Below are 18,371 nucleotides of genomic sequence, written 5' to 3' on the forward strand. Positions count from 1 at the left end.
TATTTCGACTTATGAAGACTAAATTACTGGCATTCCTACCTTTTATGGCGACTTTCGCGATGGGGCAACAAACTTATTTTGTCTCTCACGGCGGAAATGACTCGGCCGACGGTTCATTGAACAGCCCTTTGTTACATATCCATGAAGCTCTCGAAAGAGGAAAGGCTTCCGCTGAGCGTGAAATCCATATCTATATTCGGGAAGGAAAGTATTATCTGGACACTCCCCTGGTTGTTGATGCCGGCGAGTGGAAGAATAAGAGACTTACGCTGTCAGCTTATAATAACGAACCGGTTGTTTTAAGCGGAGCCAGGAAACTTTCCCTCAAATGGGTGAAGCAGAAAAACGGAATATGGAAAAGCAAGACAGAAGCCGATAAGGGTGACCAGTTGTTTGTGGGCGGAGAAAAAAGGATTCTTGCCCGTTACCCCAACTTTGAAGAAGGCACTATCTTCAATGGAACGGCTGCCGATGCGCTTGCACCAGCCCGTGTAAAGAGATGGAAATCTCCCGGAGGCGGTTTTATCCATGCGCTGCATGCCAGGGACTGGGGGGATATGCATTATGTAATTACAGGAAAAGACGACAAAAGTGTTCTTTTTGAGGGCGGATATCAGAATAACCGTCCGTCCAATATGCATGACAAATACCGGTTTGTGGAAAATATATATGAGGAGCTTGATGCACCAGGCGAGTGGTTTCTGGATGGAAAAGCCGGATATTTGTACTACTATCCATATCCAGATGAAAATATAGATAATGAGATATTTGAAATAGCTGAGATCCCAAGTCTGATTGAGATTAAAGGGATTGAAAATGACCGGGCCAGTGACGTGACGGTAAGAGGAATTTGCTTTAGCCAAACCTCCCGTACTTTCATGGCGGACTATGAGCCGTTGTTGCGCAGTGACTGGGCTATTTATCGGGGAGCAGCCGTTTTTATAGAAAATGCGGAGCGTTGCCGCATCGAGGATTGCGAATTTACCGGTTTGGGCGGTAACGCCATTTTTCTTAGCCGCCACATCGACGGTTGTGTTGTCAAGGGAAACTATATCCATCAGATTGGTGCGAGCGCAATATGTATCGTGGGAGATACTTCCGCCGTACGTTCGGGAGTGTTTAAATATGAGCAGTCCGTTCCTTATGAGTTGATGGACAAAATACCCGGCCCGAAAAATGAACTTTATCCCCGCCGGTGTATTGTGGAAGACAATCTTATCCATGATATCGGACTAGTGGAGAAGCAGGTGGCGGGCATTCAGATTCAAGTGGCAAGAGAAATCAACGTACGCCACAATACCATATACCGGGTTCCGAGGGCTGCTATCAATATCGGAGACGGCTCGTTCGGAGGACATGTCATCGAATATAACGATGCGTTTGCCACTATATTGGAAACGAGTGACCACGGGGCGTTCAATTCGTGGGGAAGAGACCGTTTCTGGCATCCCTCCTATGAAAAAATGAGTCTTATGGTTGCAGAGCATCCCGAACTGGTTTTACTGGATGCCCTTTTCACTACTTATATCCGTTACAACAGGTTCCGTTGCGACCACGGCTGGGATATAGATTTGGATGATGGCAGTTCGAACTATCATATATACGGGAATGTCTGTTTGCGTGGAGGAATCAAACTACGCGAAGGTTTCAACCGCATCGTGGAGAATAATATCCTGATAAACAATACCCTGCATCCCCATTTATGGTTTCAGAATTGTGGTGATATCATCCGGCGCAACGTGTTCACGCAAGCCTATCTTCCCATTGAGCTGAAAAGTTGGGGGAAGATGGTGGATTATAACTTTTTCTCTTCGAAGAATGCTTTGAAACAAGTGCAAAAGGATGATACCGACGCACATAGCACAAGCGGAATACTCCATTTTGTCGATTATCAACATTATAATTTGACTCTACCGGATACTTCCCAAGCTTTTGAGATTGGTTTTGAGAATATTCCCCAGAATGGTTTCGGAGTGTATTCCCCCCGTTTGAAACGGAAGGCTGAAAAGCCCGAACTTTCCGAACTGCTTGTTTCGGATTCCTCCAATACCAATCAGACCTATTTGTGGGAAAAAGCGGAAGTCCGATTGGTCAGTGGTTTAGGAGACCGTTCAGCTTATGGCCTGCCTGATGAAAAAGGATGTATTGTATTAAAAATGGATAATGCCGTCAATATGCAGGATGCGGGATTGAAAGAAAATGACGTGATCTATTCAATTTACGGAGAAGATATTGATTCTGTAGAAACATTGATGCGATTGACTAATAAATATAAATGGAAAAAGACATTGCTATTGGAATGTTTTAGAAACCAACAGAAGCTGAAGATCTCTTTAGTTTTGGATTAACCGTTTTTTTCTATCCGGCAAGTAATCTTTATGTAATCCCTGACGAAAAGCGGTATCAGGAATTACATAAAGATATCTATGGAGAAATGGGTGTGTGCATATTTTTTAGTTTTCCCCTTCCTATAACTCAACATTTTAAGTATATTTGTGCGTATTTATAGTAAACAATCATTAATGATGCGAATCAGCAGTTGATAATCATCTACTTTTTCGCTTGTTAAAATGTTATTATTCAGTTACCTATCTCATTAATTAGTTTTTTAATCTCATTGAAAATCAGCATATTATAAGAATAAAACCACTCATTGTTCTAATTATGATTCCCAAGGAGAAAGAATTCAAACTTATAAAAATATATATGTATATCTGCGGATGTTTACGAGTCTTCACTCAAGTTCTACTGCCAGAGGTTCAGTAATAACCACCATCCAATCTTTACCGATGAGGAACTGCTTACTGTATGTCTGTTCTGCGGAGCTTATCAGCAATACTTTAAAATCAAAGATATACATACCTTTACCAAGGAATACCTGCTTTCATGGTTCCCTGACTTGCCTTCTTACCAAGTATTCAATTATAGATTGAATTTGATGCCGGAAGCAATCAGCGAACTCGTCAGGCAGTTAATCCATTCATTCAAACCTCAAGATTGTGACAGTATGAAATCATTAGTTGACTCGATGCCTATCATTACTTGCGCGGGAAAGAACACAGTAGGAAAGGTCGCCACTGAGATTACTTCCAAAGGATATTGTTCGACAAAGAACATGTATTATTTCGGACTAAAACTCCATGCAGTGGCTTTCCGTAGAAAAGGAACTATACCTTTTCCTGAAATGCTCATACTTTCCGCTGCTGATGAAAATGACTCCACTGTATTCAAAAGAGAATGTGTGGGAAATCTGAACAATAGAGAAATATATGCCGATAAAATATATTCGGATATACCATTCTATAAAGAGACGAAAGAATCTCAAAAACTCGAGCTATTTACTCCTGTAAAAGCTATCAAAGGAGAATCACCTGAAATAACAAAAAGGGAGAAAGCGGCAAGAGACTTGTTTTCAACGGCAGTCTCAAAAGTCAGACAACCCATTGAATCATTATTCAACTGGTTGAATGAAAAAACAAATATTCAAAGAGCGATGAAAGTCAGATCTACATCGGGACTGCTGCTACATACGATGGGAAAAATTGCCATTGCATTAATTACTCTAATTTTTAACAAAGGAATCAAATACTGATTCGGATTATTAATAAATTCTTCTATTTTATTCCAATTATCATCCATGAATGGCTCATGACGTAATAGCTCTTTTATTTCCATCTCCTTCACCTTTCTTTCAAAATACTGATGAATAAAGTAGTTTCTAGTGAAATAAAATATTTCCATAAGGAGAAAACGATGAATGCTGAAAAATGGGAAAAAGCAGAAAAGGTTCACTCTATACTATTGTATCCATCGGTACTTCAAAGAAAGGTGAAAGAGGGGAACAAGAAAAACAACAATAATAGGGATTGTAGTGATGGCTCTGTATCTCATAACAGTGTTTCTTATGCCTCGTTTCAAGCATTATAACATGTTATAACAAGCATTGCTAACCAGCTTCTCAAGTCTTAATATCTGACTCCTCAGATATTAAGACCTGTCATATCAAACGTTAATACCTGACACTCAGATGTTAACATCTGAGTGCAACCATTATTCTTTCACAAGCCTGTCCGTCACCATAAGGGTTATGCGTTTCAGACATTCGCTTATACATTTCTTTATCTTGCAACAGGGCAGTGACATTACTTACAATAGCCTCAGCGTCCGTACCGACCAGTTTGACTGTACCCGCTTCGACAGCTTCCGGACGTTCCGTTGTATCACGCATCACCAATACCGGCTTTCCCAGTGAAGGAGCTTCCTCCTGCACACCACCGCTATCCGTCAGTAGCAAAGTAGAATGTTGCATGGCATAGATAAAAGGCAGATAATCCAAAGGAGAAATCAGATAGACATTATCCACTCCCGACAACAATTCATACACAGGCTTCTGTACGTTAGGATTCAAGTGAACGGGGTAGACAATATCCATATCCGGATGCAGAGCCGCCAATTCCTTAATCGCTTTGCAGATATGCAGGAAACCTTCTCCGAAGTTCTCACGGCGATGGCCGGTGACGAGGATATACTCACGGTTGCCTACAGTGTAGCCTTTCTCCTGAAATTCTTTCGCTATCTTCTCTTCCATTCCGGGAGTGGAAGAAATAATATCAACCGCCATCAGCAGAGCATCAATCACCGTATTTCCGGTAATGAATATTTTCTTTTCATCTATATTTTCTTGCAGCAGATTCTTTTTGGACTGTTCAGTCGGTGCAAAGTAGTAGGTACAGATACGGTCTGTCACCTGACGGTTCATTTCTTCCGGCCAGGGAGACAGCATATTATAAGTACGCAATCCGGCCTCTACGTGTCCCACAGGAATCTGCATATAGAACGCCGCAAGCGAAGCAGCCATCGAAGTCGTCGTATCCCCGTGCACCAATACAGTATCGGGACGGAAGTCTTTCAACACTTCCCGCAATCCCATCAACACTTTAGCGGTAATATCATACAAGTCCTGATTGGGAGCCATGATATTCAAATCATATTCGGGAGTGATGCCAAACACTTCCAATACCTGATCCAACATTTGCCGGTGCTGTGCCGTGACGCAAACCCGCGTTTCAAAATGTTCCGTATCTTTCTGGAATGCTTTTACAAGCGGAGCCATCTTAATCGCTTCAGGACGAGTACCGAAAACGAGCAATATCTTTTTCATCTGCTTTATTTATAGAGTTATATAACCTCTTCGCAATTAAACTACCAATCTCTTTATCGTCTCACTCCGCAGAAGTCCAGTTCGATCTTTCCGTCTTCTTTCGGCAGCGCTACAAACACATCGTGACGAACCAGCCAGACGATAATATCCGCCTTCTCATATGCTTCCCGGTAATCTGTCAGATGGAAACTTTTATGAGTGCTGATATTAGGTTCGATAATCAACACATCCGCTCTCGATTCGGAGATGATACGGGAAGCTATATATTTAGCGGGAGACTCCCGCAAATCATCGATGTTCGGTTTGAAAGCCAGCCCCATACATGCTACGATGGGTTCGCGCTCATTCTGTTCTACAAACTTCTGGCAGGTTTCCAACACCTTGTTCGCACACCAGTCTGCCTTGTAATCGTTCGTTTCACGGGCACGCTTGATCAGCTGCGCCTGTTCCGGATAGTCGGATACGATGAACCAGGGGTCTACTGCAATGCAGTGGCCACCTACGCCACAACCCGGCTGGAGGATATTCACACGCGGATGCTTGTTTGCCAGTTCAATCAATTCCCATACATTGATTCCGGCTTTGTCGCAGATCATGGAAAGTTCGTTGGCAAAGGCTATCTGTGAGTCACGGGAAGAGTTCTCCGTCAGTTTACACATTTCTGCCGTGCGGGCATTGGTGCCGTGCAGTTTGCCTTGTACGAAAGCGGAATAGAATTCGATGGCTTTTTCGGTAGATGCCGGATCGATACCGCCGATCACACGGTCGTTGTGTACCAGTTCATATAATGTATTTCCCGGCAATACGCGTTCGGGGCAATAAGCGATGTGTATCTTCCCTTTCAGTTCGGGACGTTCTTTATAGATCACTTCCGCCATACGTTCGGTAGTATATACCGGGGAAGTGGATTCAATGACGAACAAGTTGCCCTCTTGCAGATAAGGGATCACGGAGCGGGTTGCCGCTTCCACATAAGTGATGTCCGCCCGATGGTTTTGCTTGAATGGGGTAGGCACTACGATAAAGAAGGCATCTGCCGCTTCCGGCTTGCACACTGCCCGTAACTTTCCTTTCTGCACTACGTCCCTGACTACCTGACCCAGTTCAGGTTCAACAATATGTATCTTTCCCTGGTTGATTGTTTCTACCACAGAAGGATTCACATCCACACCTATGACTTCGAAACCATGGGCGGCAGCAACGGCTGCCGTAGGAAGGCCGATATAGCCCAATCCTAAAAACACAACCTTTTTCATGTTCAATATCTCCTTATTAATAAGTGTGGCAAAAGTACAAATAATATGTGACTTTGTACGGATTTTCACTGAAAACCACTACTTTTGTGCAAACATTTTGAAAGCATGAGGGTACTAATCATCAATACTTCCGAACGAATAGGTGGTGCGGCTGTCGCTGCCGGACGCCTGATGGAATCGCTAAAGAACAACGGCATCAAGGCAAAAATGTTGGTACGCGACAAGCAAACAGACCAAATCAGCGTTGTCGGACTAAAGCGCAGCTGGCTGCACGTATGGAAATTCATGTGGGAACGCATTGTCATCTGGAAAGCCAACCGTTTCAAGAAGAATGATCTCTTCGCCGTAGATATTGCCAATACCGGCACGGACATCACTTCGCTTCCCGAATTCCAGCAGGCAGATGTCATCCACCTGCACTGGATCAACCAGGGAATGCTGTCACTCAACACCATCCGCAAGATTCTGACATCCGGCAAACCTGTAGTATGGACTATGCACGACATGTGGCCGTGTACCGGTATCTGCCATTATGCACGCGAATGCAGAAATTACGAGCAGGAATGCCATCACTGTCCCTACATCTACGGGGGAGGTGGCAAGAAAGACTTATCCACCCGAATCTTCCGGAAAAAGAAAGAGATTTATAGTCAGGCACCTATCACGTTTGTAGGCTGTAGCCGTTGGCTGGCAGAGAAGGCCAAAGTCAGCGGGTTGCTCACCGGACAAACCGTTATCAATATCCCGAATGCCATCAACACCAACCTGTATAAACCCCATAACAAGCAGGAAGCCCGCAGGAAATGCAGGCTGCCGCAGGAAGGCAAACTGATTCTTTTCGGTTCTGTCAAGATCACAGATAAACGAAAGGGGATCGACTATCTGATAGAAGCCTGCAAGCTGTTGGTAGAGAAGCATCCGGAATGGAAAGACTCACTGGGCGTAGTCGTTTTCGGCAATCAGTCTCAGCAACTGCAAGACTTGATTCCTTTCCGTGTTTATCCGCTTCCTTATATTAAGAATGAACACGAACTGGTCGATATATACAATGCCGTAGACCTTTTTGCGATACCTTCTCTCGAAGAGAACCTGCCGAATATGGTCATGGAAGCCATGTCCTGCGGTGTGCCTTGTGTAGGTTTCAATACCGGAGGCATACCGGAAATGATCGATCATCTGCACAACGGATATGTAGCTCAGCGCAAGTCGGCAGAAGACCTGGCCAACGGCATCCACTGGATATTGACGGAGCCCGAATATGCGGAACTCTCCGCACAAGCCTGCCGCAAAGCCATAGGCAACTATTCGGAAAGTATCATAGCCAAGAAGTACACGGACGTTTATAACAAAATAACAGGGAAATATGCATAGTGTCCATCCTACTCCCAAGTTCTCGATTATCACGGTGACCTACAATGCCGAAAAAGTGCTGGAAGATACCATCCAAAGTGTTATCTCGCAGACCTATCACCATGTAGAATATATCATTGTGGACGGAGCCTCCAAAGACGGTACTCTCTCTATCATCGACAGATACCGGTCACGGATACACACCGTCATCAGCGAACCGGACAAAGGACTGTACGATGCCATGAACAAGGCAATCTCCCTCGCCGGCGGCGACTATCTCTGTTTTCTGAATGCGGGCGACTGCTTTCACGAAGACGATACTTTGCAACAGATAGTGCACAGCATCAATGGCAACGCACTTCCCGACGTTATTTACGGGGAAACCGCGATTGTCGATAAAGAAAGGCACTTTCTGCACATGCGCCGGCTTTCCACACCCGAAAAGCTTAACTGGAAAAGTTTCAAACAGGGAATGTTAGTCTGTCATCAGGCATTCTTTCCCAGACATACACTAGTGGAGCCTTATGATTTAAATTACCGGTATTCCGCAGATTTCGACTGGTGCATCCGTATCATGAAAAAGGCGCGTACTTTACACAATACGCACCTGACAATCATTGACTATCTGGATGAAGGAATGACTACACAAAACCGGAAAGCGTCCCTTAAAGAACGATTCCGCATTATGGCAAAACATTATGGATGGATAAGCACCGCAGCACATCACGCGTGGTTTGTACTGCGGTTGATTACGAAGCCGGGACAGTAACCTACGGAAATTACCGAAAGAGCCTTTGGCAAACTTAATTTATAAAAATTATGAAGAATCTTCTTCTTACAACTATTTTCACATGGGTGATTGTCGTAATCAATCTTATCGGAACTAAAATTCAAGCCAAAGACAACTCGTTACCTGACAGCCTGATAACGGCAGATTATGTATACGAATATACATTCTCTGACTTCGACAAAGCATTGCAAATCATGGGAAAACTAAGAAAACGAAACTCCCTCCCCGGATTTAAACTAGATATAACCGAAGGTGACTTGTACTTCAACACCGGCAAATACTATCAGGCGCTAAAATTCTATGGACGCGCACTGCAAAGTGATTCGATACAAGCGGACGACCAACAAAACATGGAACAAATACACCGCATGATCTCCTGCTACGATTGCCTTCATAACGAAACGAAGAAAGCACAGTATGTAGAAATGTTATTGAAAAAGTCGAAACAATGCGGTAACGAAGCGATGCAGTCCGTAGCTCTGTTCAACATGGGAAAGATGCTTTATTATCAAGGAAATAAAGAGAAAGGCTATGAGTTTATGCTACAAGCTGTCGAACTAATGGAAAAAACAGACTACAAATACAAATATGACAACCTGCGGCTATGACTATAACACATTGCTCATATTTCAAGAACGGGACGGACGGAACAATGAAGCCCTTCAAACCCTTGAAGCATTGCAAAAAGTAGTCGTAGCAGAAACCGGCGAAGAAACTCCAATGGAGGAACTGGGCGAGAAAGAAAAGAAAGCAATGTATGCCCACTATGCAGTTGTACTGTCCCGGCTGGGAAGATTGAAAGAGGCTGACGGTTATTACAAACAGTTTCTATCTCTAAGTAATGTATTCGATCGGGACAATTACCTGATTATGCCCTACTTATTAGACCGGAAAATGTACGACGACGTGATCCTTATGAATTCTGCCCGTGAAAAATCACTTAGAGCACAAGGGGATACCATTACCTACCACATGACCAGCATCAAAAGTTCTCTCGGAGAAGCATATAAACGAAAAGGTGATTACCTAACTGCCGCAGAATATTTTCAGCAGCTTGCAATGTTAAAAGACAGCATTAAGAACAGAGAACAAAAAAGTTCGGCACTGGAACTGGCCACTATTTATGAAACCCACGAGAAAGACCTGTTTATTCAGCAACAAACCGCCGACATACGCATGCGAAATGCCTTGTTGATATTTGTAGGCTGTATTGTCTTTTTGTCAGCGGTATTCTTGTGGCGTACAATACGCTACAACCGGGCTATACGCCGTAAAAATGAAGCAATGGTCGGTACCATTGAGGATTTACTGGCATATAGAGAGGAACTTTACCAAAGAAAAGAAGAAAACTTTATTCTAAAAGCACAACTACAAGCAGAAGATAAACCACAAACCACCCCCAAAGAAAACGAAGATGTGTCCACTACAGAAACGGACATAACAATAGAAAATGCTTCCGCGAATATGCCTTCAGATAAGGATGAAGATAACAAAAATATGTTATATGACAAAAGTATGTTCGACAGAGTAGAACGCGAGATTATTAATCGCCAGCTTTTCTTACAACCCGATTTTTCAAGAGAAGAACTGATAAAAATAATCTATATCCCAAAAAATAAGTTTGCACAACTCTTTAAATTATATGCCAGAACCAGTTTCTCAAAGTATGTCAACAATCTCCGGTTAGAATATGCCGTCGGAATGCTGAAAGAGCATCCATATTATACGATAGACGCCATCGCTAAAGAGTGTGGTATGAGTACCGTCCAAACCTTCTACCGTCTTTTTTCTGAAAAATTCGGGGTAACCCCCACTGAATTCCGATCAGGATTAAAAATATCTGAAAATGAATGCAATAACGACTAAAAGTGAAAAATTGAGATAACGAGAGTGAATAAGTGAGACAACAACCGAATCGGATTTTTTGATATAAAACCCAAGCTTGTTACCTTTGAGCCAGACTTAGTAAAAAACAAACAGTACGACTAAAATGGAACTCAAAGAAACAAACAAACCTGACTATCATCATTTGATATCTGGGGATATGTCTATAAATACACAACGCGAATGCGTTTGTAATAAGGGCATATTAAAAAAACAAGCCTTTAGATGTTTTAAATCTTTTGGCTTGTTCTCTATTTTATTATTTTTTGTATGCGGTTCTCCGACATCTGTCTGTGCTGAAACAACAGTAGCTGCGAACTTAAATAGTACCACCACCGATGCCTACCTTATACTAGTGATACTTTTAATCATATCGCTATCAATTATAATAATGCTTTCTTTTTCCCTCTTGCATTATAAGCGTAAACTGCGGGACTGCCGTAAGCGATTATTACGTAACATAAACGAAAACACGGAACTCAAAAAAAGAATACCGGTTTCCGAACGGTTCAATTATTCCAATTCACTGGACGTTTCTCCCGAAGAGTTTATCCAGATCATTAATAATATAATGAAAAAGCTTACGCTCTGATGGCCTGCTTTCTATCCTGCTGATATATCACTCTGAAACAGAAGGAACGTAAAGCATCACCTGATCCAATACTACCCCTTCATCCAATGCCTTAATCTCCAGTTGATGAGATTTCTTTCCGGACACAGGAAGTACAATCTTTCGAATAGCCTGATTACGAAGAACATTCTCCTTCCATTCTTCGCTACGTCCTTTTGTCTCATAGGATATCACTTTCGGTTCAGCTCCGTCAATAGAGACAGAAAAACGTAGTTGTGTTCCATGTACAGGATGGTTAGGTAATAATCGGACTTCCACCTCTACTACATCCGCCTTCCAGTCGCTAAAGGAGAAAGTCAGCGCTTTGCCCATAAGTATCCCTGCTGCCCTACCTGCGTATCCCAAGCCTTCGTGACCAATGAAATTTCCTTTTGAGGCATCCATACCGTTCCATTGATAGATAGCAGAACGCTCTTGTATCATCGGAGTAGTAGCTTCCTTCCTTTCTACACGGTTAAATACAGGAAGTTTGCGGGGTTTGAAATCCATCATTCGGTTCCATTTGCCATTCTCCAATGAATTATAGTGTTGGGTAAGTGCGGCAATGCTATCGTAAGCAGCGTCACTCTTTTCCCAATCTGCCTTTCCATGGCGTGCCAACTGGGCAAACAGCAGCTTCCGGTTCATTTGTGCCGCAGCCTGCACCGGATATTTCACCAATTCAAAATAAGCGCTTTGCCTATCGGCAGGAATCCGAAAGGTAACCTTCTCTACAGTTTCCGACAGTCTGTCATAAGACGATAAACGCTCATTTATAAATTCCTCGCTCCAAGGCAGGTCTTTCACTATGCGGTAGGCAGGGTCTTTCTCTTCTTCCCTCGTATTCCCCATAAATTCCGGCTTGCGGATATGGGCAAGACGATAATATTCTTGCATAACAGGCAGTAATTCCTTGGCAGGGGAAGTACCCAGTTCCCGTTCCAGCCAATGCTTCAGGTGTGCCGTGACTCCTTCTTGGGCAACCGCTTCCAAATTCCACGCCATATCCATGAAAAGTTCAATCTGATATTCGGCAGGTTTGATATCTCCCACATTCAGAATCCATATTTTCTGCATTCCCTGATCGTACGCCTGCTTCATCTGCTGATAAATCAATGAAGGACTCATCGTACTCAGCCACAGATGATCGTGCGGGCGTCCCCAATAGGAGACATGGTAATAAATACCGTTTCCTCCCTTGCGGGCACGCTCTTCAGCAGTCGGGAAGTGACGGATATAGCCGTAGTTATCATCACACCACATCAGGGTCACATCATCAGGAACTTGCAAGCCGGCGTTATAAATATCAAGTACTTCTTTATAAGGTATAAAAACCTGAGGAACCTGAGTCACATCTTTATTCACATATTTCTCTATCAAGCCACGCTGGTCAGCGAGTACACGGTCCAACACAGCTTTCTGCTCTTCTACCGTCTTGGCACCCTGCATCTTGCCATCATGTACGCCACGCATACCAAGCGTATAGAGTACTTCCTGATCTGCCACTTCTTTCACCCTGTCTTCCCAGAATTTATAGACAGCAGCACTGTTATTTACATAGTCATACGCTCCATTCCCTCTTCGTCTCCACTCTCCGGCAGCACTGCAAGCCATCGGTTCACAATGGGAAGCCCCCATAAAGATCCCGTACTTCTTTGCCACTTCCCGATTGCCTTTAGTCAGGAAAAAGGGGAGCGTACATTCGTGCATGGCCGGCCAGTAGGTGTTAGCTCTTAAGCGAAGCAGCAGTTCGAAGATACGTTCATTCGTGCGCGGACCTATTTCTCCATTCACGTCCGAAGGTTCATAGGTTTTATTGCTCCATGGCATCAGTCCCCAATCTTCGTCATTGATAAAGATACCGCGATATTCTACGGAAGGTGACTGTACGCTGCGGAACTTGGAGGAAAGTTTAAAAAGTTTCTTTTTTTCCGGAGTTACGTCCGCCCACCATTCCCAAGGAGATACTCCGAGCAAACGGGATATTTCGAGTATGCCGTAAGCAGTGCCGTGCCCGTCACTACCGGCCACTATAAGTTTTCCTTCGGGCGAAACAGTCAGCAAGAAAGCCTGCTTCTTACCTTTTAAGACGGAGGTGTCCACTCCCGACTGATCGATCAGTTCACTCCTGCCGGCTGTACCTATTAGAATAGTTCCTGTGTTCGTTTCAACTTTGGCTGTTGCCGATAGCACCGTTTGAAGATCCCGACGGAGTAATTCTAAAGCAGTGTGCACTACCTGTTCTTCAGAACTGTTGCAGGCTATCGGTACAGGTATGCCGGATTGTAGCACAAAATCCCGCTGTTTGCCGGTGACCGACAAAGCAGTCCAAACGAAAGTCAATAAAAAAAATAATGTCTTATATCTCATAAAAGTCTTAGTTTATCAATAATTACAAGGGAATGCAAGCAACTGATACATCAATGTACGGGCCATGCGTTCCTGCCCTTTCGTACTCGGATGCAAGCGGTCGAAAGTCGGATCATAGAAATATTCCAGTTGCCCCTCTACCATCGGATTCATTCCAGTTACTGCATTAAAGTCTATGACCGGAACTCCCCATACATTGGCAGCCTCTTTCACAGCAAGAACATAAGCATCCACATATTCGCCACAACGGTTCTGATAACTCTCATCCGGCTGCACATTCTTTTCGCCGAAATCGGCAAACGAACGGTGTAATGGAGTCAGTAATATAATCTGTTTATCGGGGAACAAACTTTTCAAACGGCTTATCCCTATGTTAATACGCCCTTTGTAAGTCCGGTTATCCATTACAAGCGTACGTTTTATACGAGTTTCCAGCTTTTTAGTCTTTCCACGAGCAGCCATAACTTGTTCTTTTTTCTCAGTATACCATTCTCCGACAGGTATACCTTCATTAAAATCATTCGTTCCTAACAATACAAGAATAGCATCCACCTCTTCTCCATGCTCTTTCTTCAGTTGTTCAGCCTGGCGCGGTACATCATTCCATTGCCGCCCGCTTACCCCATAGACAAACGGAGTAATACCCAGCCATTCTTCCAAAAATGACCAGTATTTCTTTATCTTATCACCATAACAATTAGGGTCTGTAATGGAGTCTCCCAAGTACCCTACTCGCTTTCCTTGCCACGGATGCCGGATAAAGCCTTTCGGGTTTCCATCTATAAAACCCGTTTCTACCACCTGCGTCGGAACGTAATATATATCTTTAATTGTTACATAAGAGTTATTGCTGCCATAGATGGTTTTCGTTTTATCAGTCCAGGTAGGCTTATTTCCCGTAACTTCCACCACCAATGTATATTCATCCTTTACTAACGGAGGAGTCATAAAACGTATGGCCTCATCTTTTACCTTACTATAAAAGTCAACTAATGAAGAATAGATCTTTTCTCCTCTCTTATTCAAGATATTCACTTGCGCATACCCGCTATGAGCATTTGTTTCGCCCACAACAACCATCCGGGAACCATCAAAAGGTACATTTAGACTGGCTCCTGCCACATTCGAAGCCAGATGACCGTTTTCCATCTTCCACTCAGCCGGATTACTGAGGCTTATCTCCTCACGTGAAACGAGTTTACCATTACGTAAAGGATCTACCGGTTTGATCTGATCCATATCCCATGCAGGCCAATATTCCGGTATGGTAAGCTTTGTTCCATCCACCTGTATCGGCATCCAGACGTATGTAGCCGCTGAAGCCTGATGTGGATAAGACCATCTGTCTCCCATAAACATAGGAATGGTATCATTCCCACGCTTTAAAGGAAAAACAAAAGTCGTCTGAGAATTGAATGTCAGGCTACCTTCGGGAGCAAATAGTCCTTGGCTCGTCCAAGGCCCTTTTACAGAAGGAGCCGTATAGTAGAAGTTATCATTCTTCTCCCAACTGGTAAGATTAGAAAACAAAAAGAAATAAGTCCCGTCTTTTTTGAACATTGCCGGAGATTCTCCGTGAGAACCGGGAACTCCCGACAGCACTTTCTCCTCTGCCGAACGGTAATCTTTACTCAAACGATAAACAATTCCTCCATGCAACAGTAAGTACCCGGTACCATCTACATCCTGATAAGTTCCCATATCCCAACGACGGATAGGTTTACCCTCATATAAAAGCGGACCATGAAGTTTATACTCTCCGGCAATAGTGCTGCAAGTAGCATACCCAATGTGAGGATCCTTATAATTCATGTTATCTGCATGCATAAACATCACATATTCACCGGTCGAAGGGCATTTCATAACTTTTACCCGCTCGCCTACTCTATTAGGACCAAGTATGCCGTCTGGCTGCATTGGCAACACTACACGTTCAAATTTCCAGTTCACCAAATCATCGGAAGAATAACAGCTAAAACCGGGGAAAGCATTACTTTCATCCGATTTCCATTCACCGAAAAGATAGTATCTGCCATTCTCCTCTACAATACAGGCACCGTGCGCATTTACAATCTCTCCACGATCATCAAACCAAGGCACACCATTGTATATCAATTTTTCAGTTCCCTGAGCCCAACTCATTCCGCACAACAGCAATGAAAGGACAACTAATAACATCCAGTTTTTCATAATATTTTGTTATCACTTTTTATTCATACTCATGCTTCGTACAAACACAAATACGATGTTTACATATCTTCCCGCAAAAGTAAGTGATATCATCCAATCTACACATAGACAAACATGCAATAAAGATGGAATTTCGTCCACAGACCCGAATTACATCACCAAATTTACAGTCATGACTGACAAAATCCACATTCTACATCAAGATATAAAAGAGATTTAATACCACCACAACAACAAACATATTTGACGATTCTTGCTAAAATACTGTCCAACAGCATTTTTTTTGAAAGATTCTATTAATCATTACAGCTAAAATCATATCTTTGTTCCCGAACTAATAAAGAATAATTGAATGTTTACCACATTTACATTCCGCAAGGATTCCGTTCTGTAAATAATCTGTAAGTCTTCCTCTCATTACAGATTATCCCTTTATTTTCTCCGACATACTTCATGTCAGAGTTACTTTTTATTCTCTAAAAATAGTAACAACTGTAAGGTCTAATGGCTACAGGTACCATCATACACCCCCATTCGACGTACACTTAAAACATTAAAAACAATGAGTAACAACCATACATCTATCCACGATTTCGATTTTACACTTATATGTAATTACTTCAAATCACTCGAACGTCAAGGTCCCGGAAGTCCCGAAGCCACTCAAAAAGCCCTGAGTTTTATCAACGAGCTATCGGAAAAATCACAGATAGCCGACATCGGCTGTGGTACCGGCGGACAAACCATCACACTGGCAGAGTACACCAAAGGACAAATCACAGGCATAGACCTTTTCCCGGACTTTATTGAAATATTCAATAAAAATGCGGCAAAAGCCCTTTGCTCGGACAGAGTGAAAGGAATCACCGGGTCGATGGATCATCTCCCGTTCCAGAACGAAGAACTCGATCTTATCTGGTCGGAAGGAGCTATCTACAACATCGGATTCGAACGTGGCATGAACGAATGGAACAGATTTCTGAAAAAGAACGGTTTCATCGCAGTCACGGAAGTATCCTGGTTCACTCCGGAACGTCCTGCCGAAATAGAAGATTTCTGGATGGATGCTTATCCCGAAATCAATACGATTCCCGCAAAAACAGCTCAGATGGAAAAAGCCGGATACATCCCGACCGCCCATTTCATTCTACCGGAGAAGTGCTGGACGGAACACTTCTATGCCCCACAAGTTTCGCTTCAAGAGGCATTTTTGAAGGAACACCCAGAGAATAACGCAGTCAAAGACTTCATTGCCAATCAACGGTATGAACAGAGTCTGTATCATAAGTATAAAGAATATTATGGCTACGTATTCTATATAGGACAAAAAAGATAATTAACCAACTGCCGGAGAAGTTAGCAAGACAGGATAACTCTCCGGCGCTTATTATCCTTTACTTTGCAAAAGATATGGAAACGAAAGATATAAATAAGCAAGAATATCTGTTACGAATCAAAAAAGTCACAGACTATATCCATCAGAATATAGATCAGCCGCTATCATTACAAAAAATGGCCGGAATCGCATGCTTTTCCCTTTTTCATTTTCATCGTGTTTTCACTGTTCTGATTGGAGAGACACCTACAGAATATATTAAACGAGCCCGAATCGAAAAAGCAGCCCTGCTACTGCAAGGCGAAAAGCAACTTTCTGCGACGGAGATAGCCCGGCTCTGCGGTTTCAGCAGCCTGTCGCTTCTCAGCCGCAACTTTAAGCAACATTTCAATATCACTATCCGTGAATTTCGTTCACTGGACTAAACACCTAAAAGACATGGAAAATCAGATTCTAATTTTTCGTACTTCAGTCACCAAAAGACGGGACATCAAATTAATCGGCAGCCTCCTGGCGCGATTCCCACAGATCAGCAAATGGAATGTAGATTTTGAAGACTGGGAGAAAATCTTAAGAATCGAGTGCAGCAATATCACCGCACTCGAAATTTCGGAAACTCTCCGGAATAATCATATTTTCGCATCAGAGTTAGAGTAATAACTTCTTTTTCAACTCTGCCACCCCTTCGGAAGCGCCCTTCTGAATCACATGTATCGAACGGGAAGTATGTGTATCCACCGGTTTCGGATCAATCAGATACACCTCTGCTCCTTTCGGTACATAATGTAGCAAACCTGCCGCAGGATATACATTGAGAGAAGTACCGATGATGACAAAGATATCCGCTTTCTCTACGTATTGAATAGCTGTCTCAATCTGCGGTACCGCCTCTCCAAACCAGACAATGAAAGGACGTAACTGAGTTCCGTCACCAGCTCTATCTCCTATTTTCACTTCATACTCTTCCGGTTTCAATTCCTTTATATAATGGGGATTGTACGGGTCTCTGCTAGAACAAACCTTTGTCAACTCACCGTGCAAATGAATGATGTGACTGCTTCCGGCACGTTCGTGAAGGTTATCTACATTCTGCGTGATAACAGTCACATTGAAACTCTTCTCCAGTTCAGCCAGCAACTCATGTCCGCGATTCGGTTTCACTTCCAACAATTGCTTCCTTCGTTCATTATAGAAGTTGATCACCAATGCCGGGTCTCGCTGGTATCCCTCGGGTGTAGCCACCTGCTCCACAGGATATTTATCCCACAAACCACCCGCATCGCGAAAGGTACTGATTCCACTCTCGGCACTCATGCCCGCACCCGTCAATATTACCATATTCTTCATAATCACTCCTCCTTTAATTTTAATGACATACAAATGTAAGCAGAATCATTGAATAAAAGAAACCTTCCGAACGTATA

At 43.2% G+C, this 18,371-nt stretch carries 14 protein-coding genes and 2 pseudogenes; 10 read left to right on the plus strand and 6 right to left on the minus strand.

All coding sequences use genetic code 11. The features are described from left to right. Nucleotides 1-11 precede the first annotated feature (11 nt). The 3 genes from K6V30_RS03640 (at nt 12) to K6V30_RS03650 (ending at nt 3,927) form a co-directional block, all read left to right on the plus strand. Entirely contained in the window at nt 12-2,348 is a 2,337-nt protein-coding gene (locus K6V30_RS03640) for a right-handed parallel beta-helix repeat-containing protein (RefSeq protein ID WP_224207254.1), read from the plus strand. A 659-nt stretch (nt 2,349-3,007) separates the two neighbouring features. Then, on the plus strand, nt 3,008-3,592 hold the full coding sequence (locus tag K6V30_RS03645) for a transposase (protein ID WP_224207255.1): 585 nt from the start codon (nt 3,008-3,010) through the stop codon (nt 3,590-3,592). Nucleotides 3,593-3,702: 110 nt separating this feature from the next. Beyond that, nucleotides 3,703-3,927 carry a hypothetical protein gene (locus K6V30_RS03650; protein WP_055271458.1) on the plus strand — a complete coding sequence of 75 codons (225 nt, stop codon included), beginning with the start codon at nt 3,703-3,705 and terminating at the stop codon, nt 3,925-3,927. Between the two features lie 103 nt (nt 3,928-4,030). On the opposite strand, the gene wecB is transcribed toward K6V30_RS03650, so the two are convergent. Then, nucleotides 4,031-5,161, minus strand: a complete 1,131-nt coding sequence (gene wecB / locus K6V30_RS03655; RefSeq protein WP_022301230.1) for a non-hydrolyzing UDP-N-acetylglucosamine 2-epimerase — start codon at nt 5,159-5,161, stop codon at nt 4,031-4,033. 53 nt (nt 5,162-5,214) lie between these two features. Then, a complete protein-coding gene (wecC, locus tag K6V30_RS03660; protein WP_010535757.1) occupies nt 5,215-6,417 on the minus strand; it encodes a UDP-N-acetyl-D-mannosamine dehydrogenase in 1,203 nt (400 codons plus the stop codon). A 105-nt stretch (nt 6,418-6,522) separates the two neighbouring features. On the opposite strand from wecC, the gene K6V30_RS03665 reads away from it, so the two are divergent. The 4 genes and pseudogenes from K6V30_RS03665 to K6V30_RS03685 all read left to right on the plus strand — a co-directional run bounded on the left by K6V30_RS03665 (nt 6,523) and on the right by K6V30_RS03685 (nt 11,033). Continuing rightward, nucleotides 6,523-7,788, plus strand: coding sequence for a glycosyltransferase family 4 protein (locus K6V30_RS03665; RefSeq protein WP_055271460.1), 1,266 nt, complete (start codon nt 6,523-6,525; stop codon nt 7,786-7,788). Further along, a complete protein-coding gene (locus tag K6V30_RS03670; RefSeq protein WP_055271462.1) occupies nt 7,781-8,536 on the plus strand; it encodes a glycosyltransferase family 2 protein in 756 nt (251 codons plus the stop codon). Before K6V30_RS03665 ends, K6V30_RS03670 begins: the two co-directional genes overlap by 8 nt. Nucleotides 8,537-8,586: 50 nt before the next feature. Further along, nucleotides 8,587-10,423, plus strand: a pseudogene (locus K6V30_RS03680) (helix-turn-helix domain-containing protein). 124 nt (nt 10,424-10,547) lie between these two features. Further along, nucleotides 10,548-11,033, plus strand: coding sequence for a hypothetical protein (locus K6V30_RS03685; protein ID WP_055271464.1), 486 nt, complete (start codon nt 10,548-10,550; stop codon nt 11,031-11,033). Between the two features lie 27 nt (nt 11,034-11,060). On the opposite strand, the gene K6V30_RS03690 is transcribed toward K6V30_RS03685, so the two are convergent. The 3 genes and pseudogenes from K6V30_RS03690 to K6V30_RS03700 all read right to left on the minus strand — a co-directional run. After that, nucleotides 11,061-13,421 (minus strand): glycosyl hydrolase 115 family protein, encoded by a 2,361-nt coding sequence (locus K6V30_RS03690; RefSeq protein ID WP_055271466.1) that lies wholly within the window; start codon nt 13,419-13,421, stop codon nt 11,061-11,063. A gap of 15 nt (nt 13,422-13,436) precedes the next feature. Continuing rightward, nucleotides 13,437-14,222 carry an SGNH/GDSL hydrolase family protein gene (locus tag K6V30_RS03695; protein WP_224207308.1) on the minus strand — a complete coding sequence of 262 codons (786 nt, stop codon included), beginning with the start codon at nt 14,220-14,222 and terminating at the stop codon, nt 13,437-13,439. Nucleotides 14,223-14,234: 12 nt separating this feature from the next. Beyond that, nucleotides 14,235-15,611 (minus strand): annotated as a pseudogene (locus K6V30_RS03700) (family 43 glycosylhydrolase); the annotation flags it as partial. 562 nt (nt 15,612-16,173) lie between these two features. Here K6V30_RS03700 and K6V30_RS03705 point away from each other — a divergent pair. The 3 genes from K6V30_RS03705 to K6V30_RS03715 all read left to right on the plus strand — a co-directional run bounded on the left by K6V30_RS03705 (nt 16,174) and on the right by K6V30_RS03715 (nt 17,604). Continuing rightward, complete coding sequence (locus K6V30_RS03705) at nt 16,174-16,947, plus strand: class I SAM-dependent methyltransferase (RefSeq protein WP_010535764.1); 774 nt, start codon at nt 16,174-16,176, stop codon at nt 16,945-16,947. Nucleotides 16,948-17,021: 74 nt separating this feature from the next. Further along, complete coding sequence (locus K6V30_RS03710) at nt 17,022-17,372, plus strand: helix-turn-helix domain-containing protein (RefSeq protein ID WP_022301238.1); 351 nt, start codon at nt 17,022-17,024, stop codon at nt 17,370-17,372. 13 nt (nt 17,373-17,385) lie between these two features. Continuing rightward, entirely contained in the window at nt 17,386-17,604 is a 219-nt protein-coding gene (locus K6V30_RS03715) for a hypothetical protein (RefSeq protein WP_010535766.1), read from the plus strand. Here the strand turns inward: K6V30_RS03715 and K6V30_RS03720 are convergent. Beyond that, on the minus strand, nt 17,596-18,294 hold the full coding sequence (locus K6V30_RS03720) for an SIR2 family NAD-dependent protein deacylase (protein WP_010535767.1): 699 nt from the start codon (nt 18,292-18,294) through the stop codon (nt 17,596-17,598). The genes K6V30_RS03715 and K6V30_RS03720 overlap by 9 nt on opposite strands. Nucleotides 18,295-18,371: the final 77 nt, after the last annotated feature.

The organism is Bacteroides faecis (assembly GCF_020091505.1).
GTDB lineage: Bacteria > Bacteroidota > Bacteroidia > Bacteroidales > Bacteroidaceae > Bacteroides > Bacteroides faecis.

What these genes read in the sequence shown, in the direction of transcription:
- K6V30_RS03670 (WP_055271462.1), top strand. Translation starts at nt 7,781, where the DNA reads ATGCATAGTGTCCATCCTACTCCCAAGTTCTCGATTATCACGGTGACC.
- K6V30_RS03690 (WP_055271466.1), bottom strand. Translation starts at nt 13,421, where the DNA reads ATGAGATATAAGACATTATTTTTTTTATTGACTTTCGTTTGGACTGCT.
- K6V30_RS03710 (WP_022301238.1), top strand. Translation starts at nt 17,022, where the DNA reads ATGGAAACGAAAGATATAAATAAGCAAGAATATCTGTTACGAATCAAA.
- K6V30_RS03720 (WP_010535767.1), bottom strand. Translation starts at nt 18,294, where the DNA reads ATGAAGAATATGGTAATATTGACGGGTGCGGGCATGAGTGCCGAGAGT.
- K6V30_RS03640 (WP_224207254.1), top strand. Translation starts at nt 12, where the DNA reads ATGAAGACTAAATTACTGGCATTCCTACCTTTTATGGCGACTTTCGCG.
- K6V30_RS03705 (WP_010535764.1), top strand. Translation starts at nt 16,174, where the DNA reads ATGAGTAACAACCATACATCTATCCACGATTTCGATTTTACACTTATA.
- K6V30_RS03685 (WP_055271464.1), top strand. Translation starts at nt 10,548, where the DNA reads ATGGAACTCAAAGAAACAAACAAACCTGACTATCATCATTTGATATCT.
- K6V30_RS03665 (WP_055271460.1), top strand. Translation starts at nt 6,523, where the DNA reads ATGAGGGTACTAATCATCAATACTTCCGAACGAATAGGTGGTGCGGCT.
- K6V30_RS03650 (WP_055271458.1), top strand. Translation starts at nt 3,703, where the DNA reads ATGAATAAAGTAGTTTCTAGTGAAATAAAATATTTCCATAAGGAGAAA.
- K6V30_RS03645 (WP_224207255.1), top strand. Translation starts at nt 3,008, where the DNA reads ATGAAATCATTAGTTGACTCGATGCCTATCATTACTTGCGCGGGAAAG.
- wecB (WP_022301230.1), bottom strand. Translation starts at nt 5,161, where the DNA reads ATGAAAAAGATATTGCTCGTTTTCGGTACTCGTCCTGAAGCGATTAAG.
- wecC (WP_010535757.1), bottom strand. Translation starts at nt 6,417, where the DNA reads ATGAAAAAGGTTGTGTTTTTAGGATTGGGCTATATCGGCCTTCCTACG.
- K6V30_RS03715 (WP_010535766.1), top strand. Translation starts at nt 17,386, where the DNA reads ATGGAAAATCAGATTCTAATTTTTCGTACTTCAGTCACCAAAAGACGG.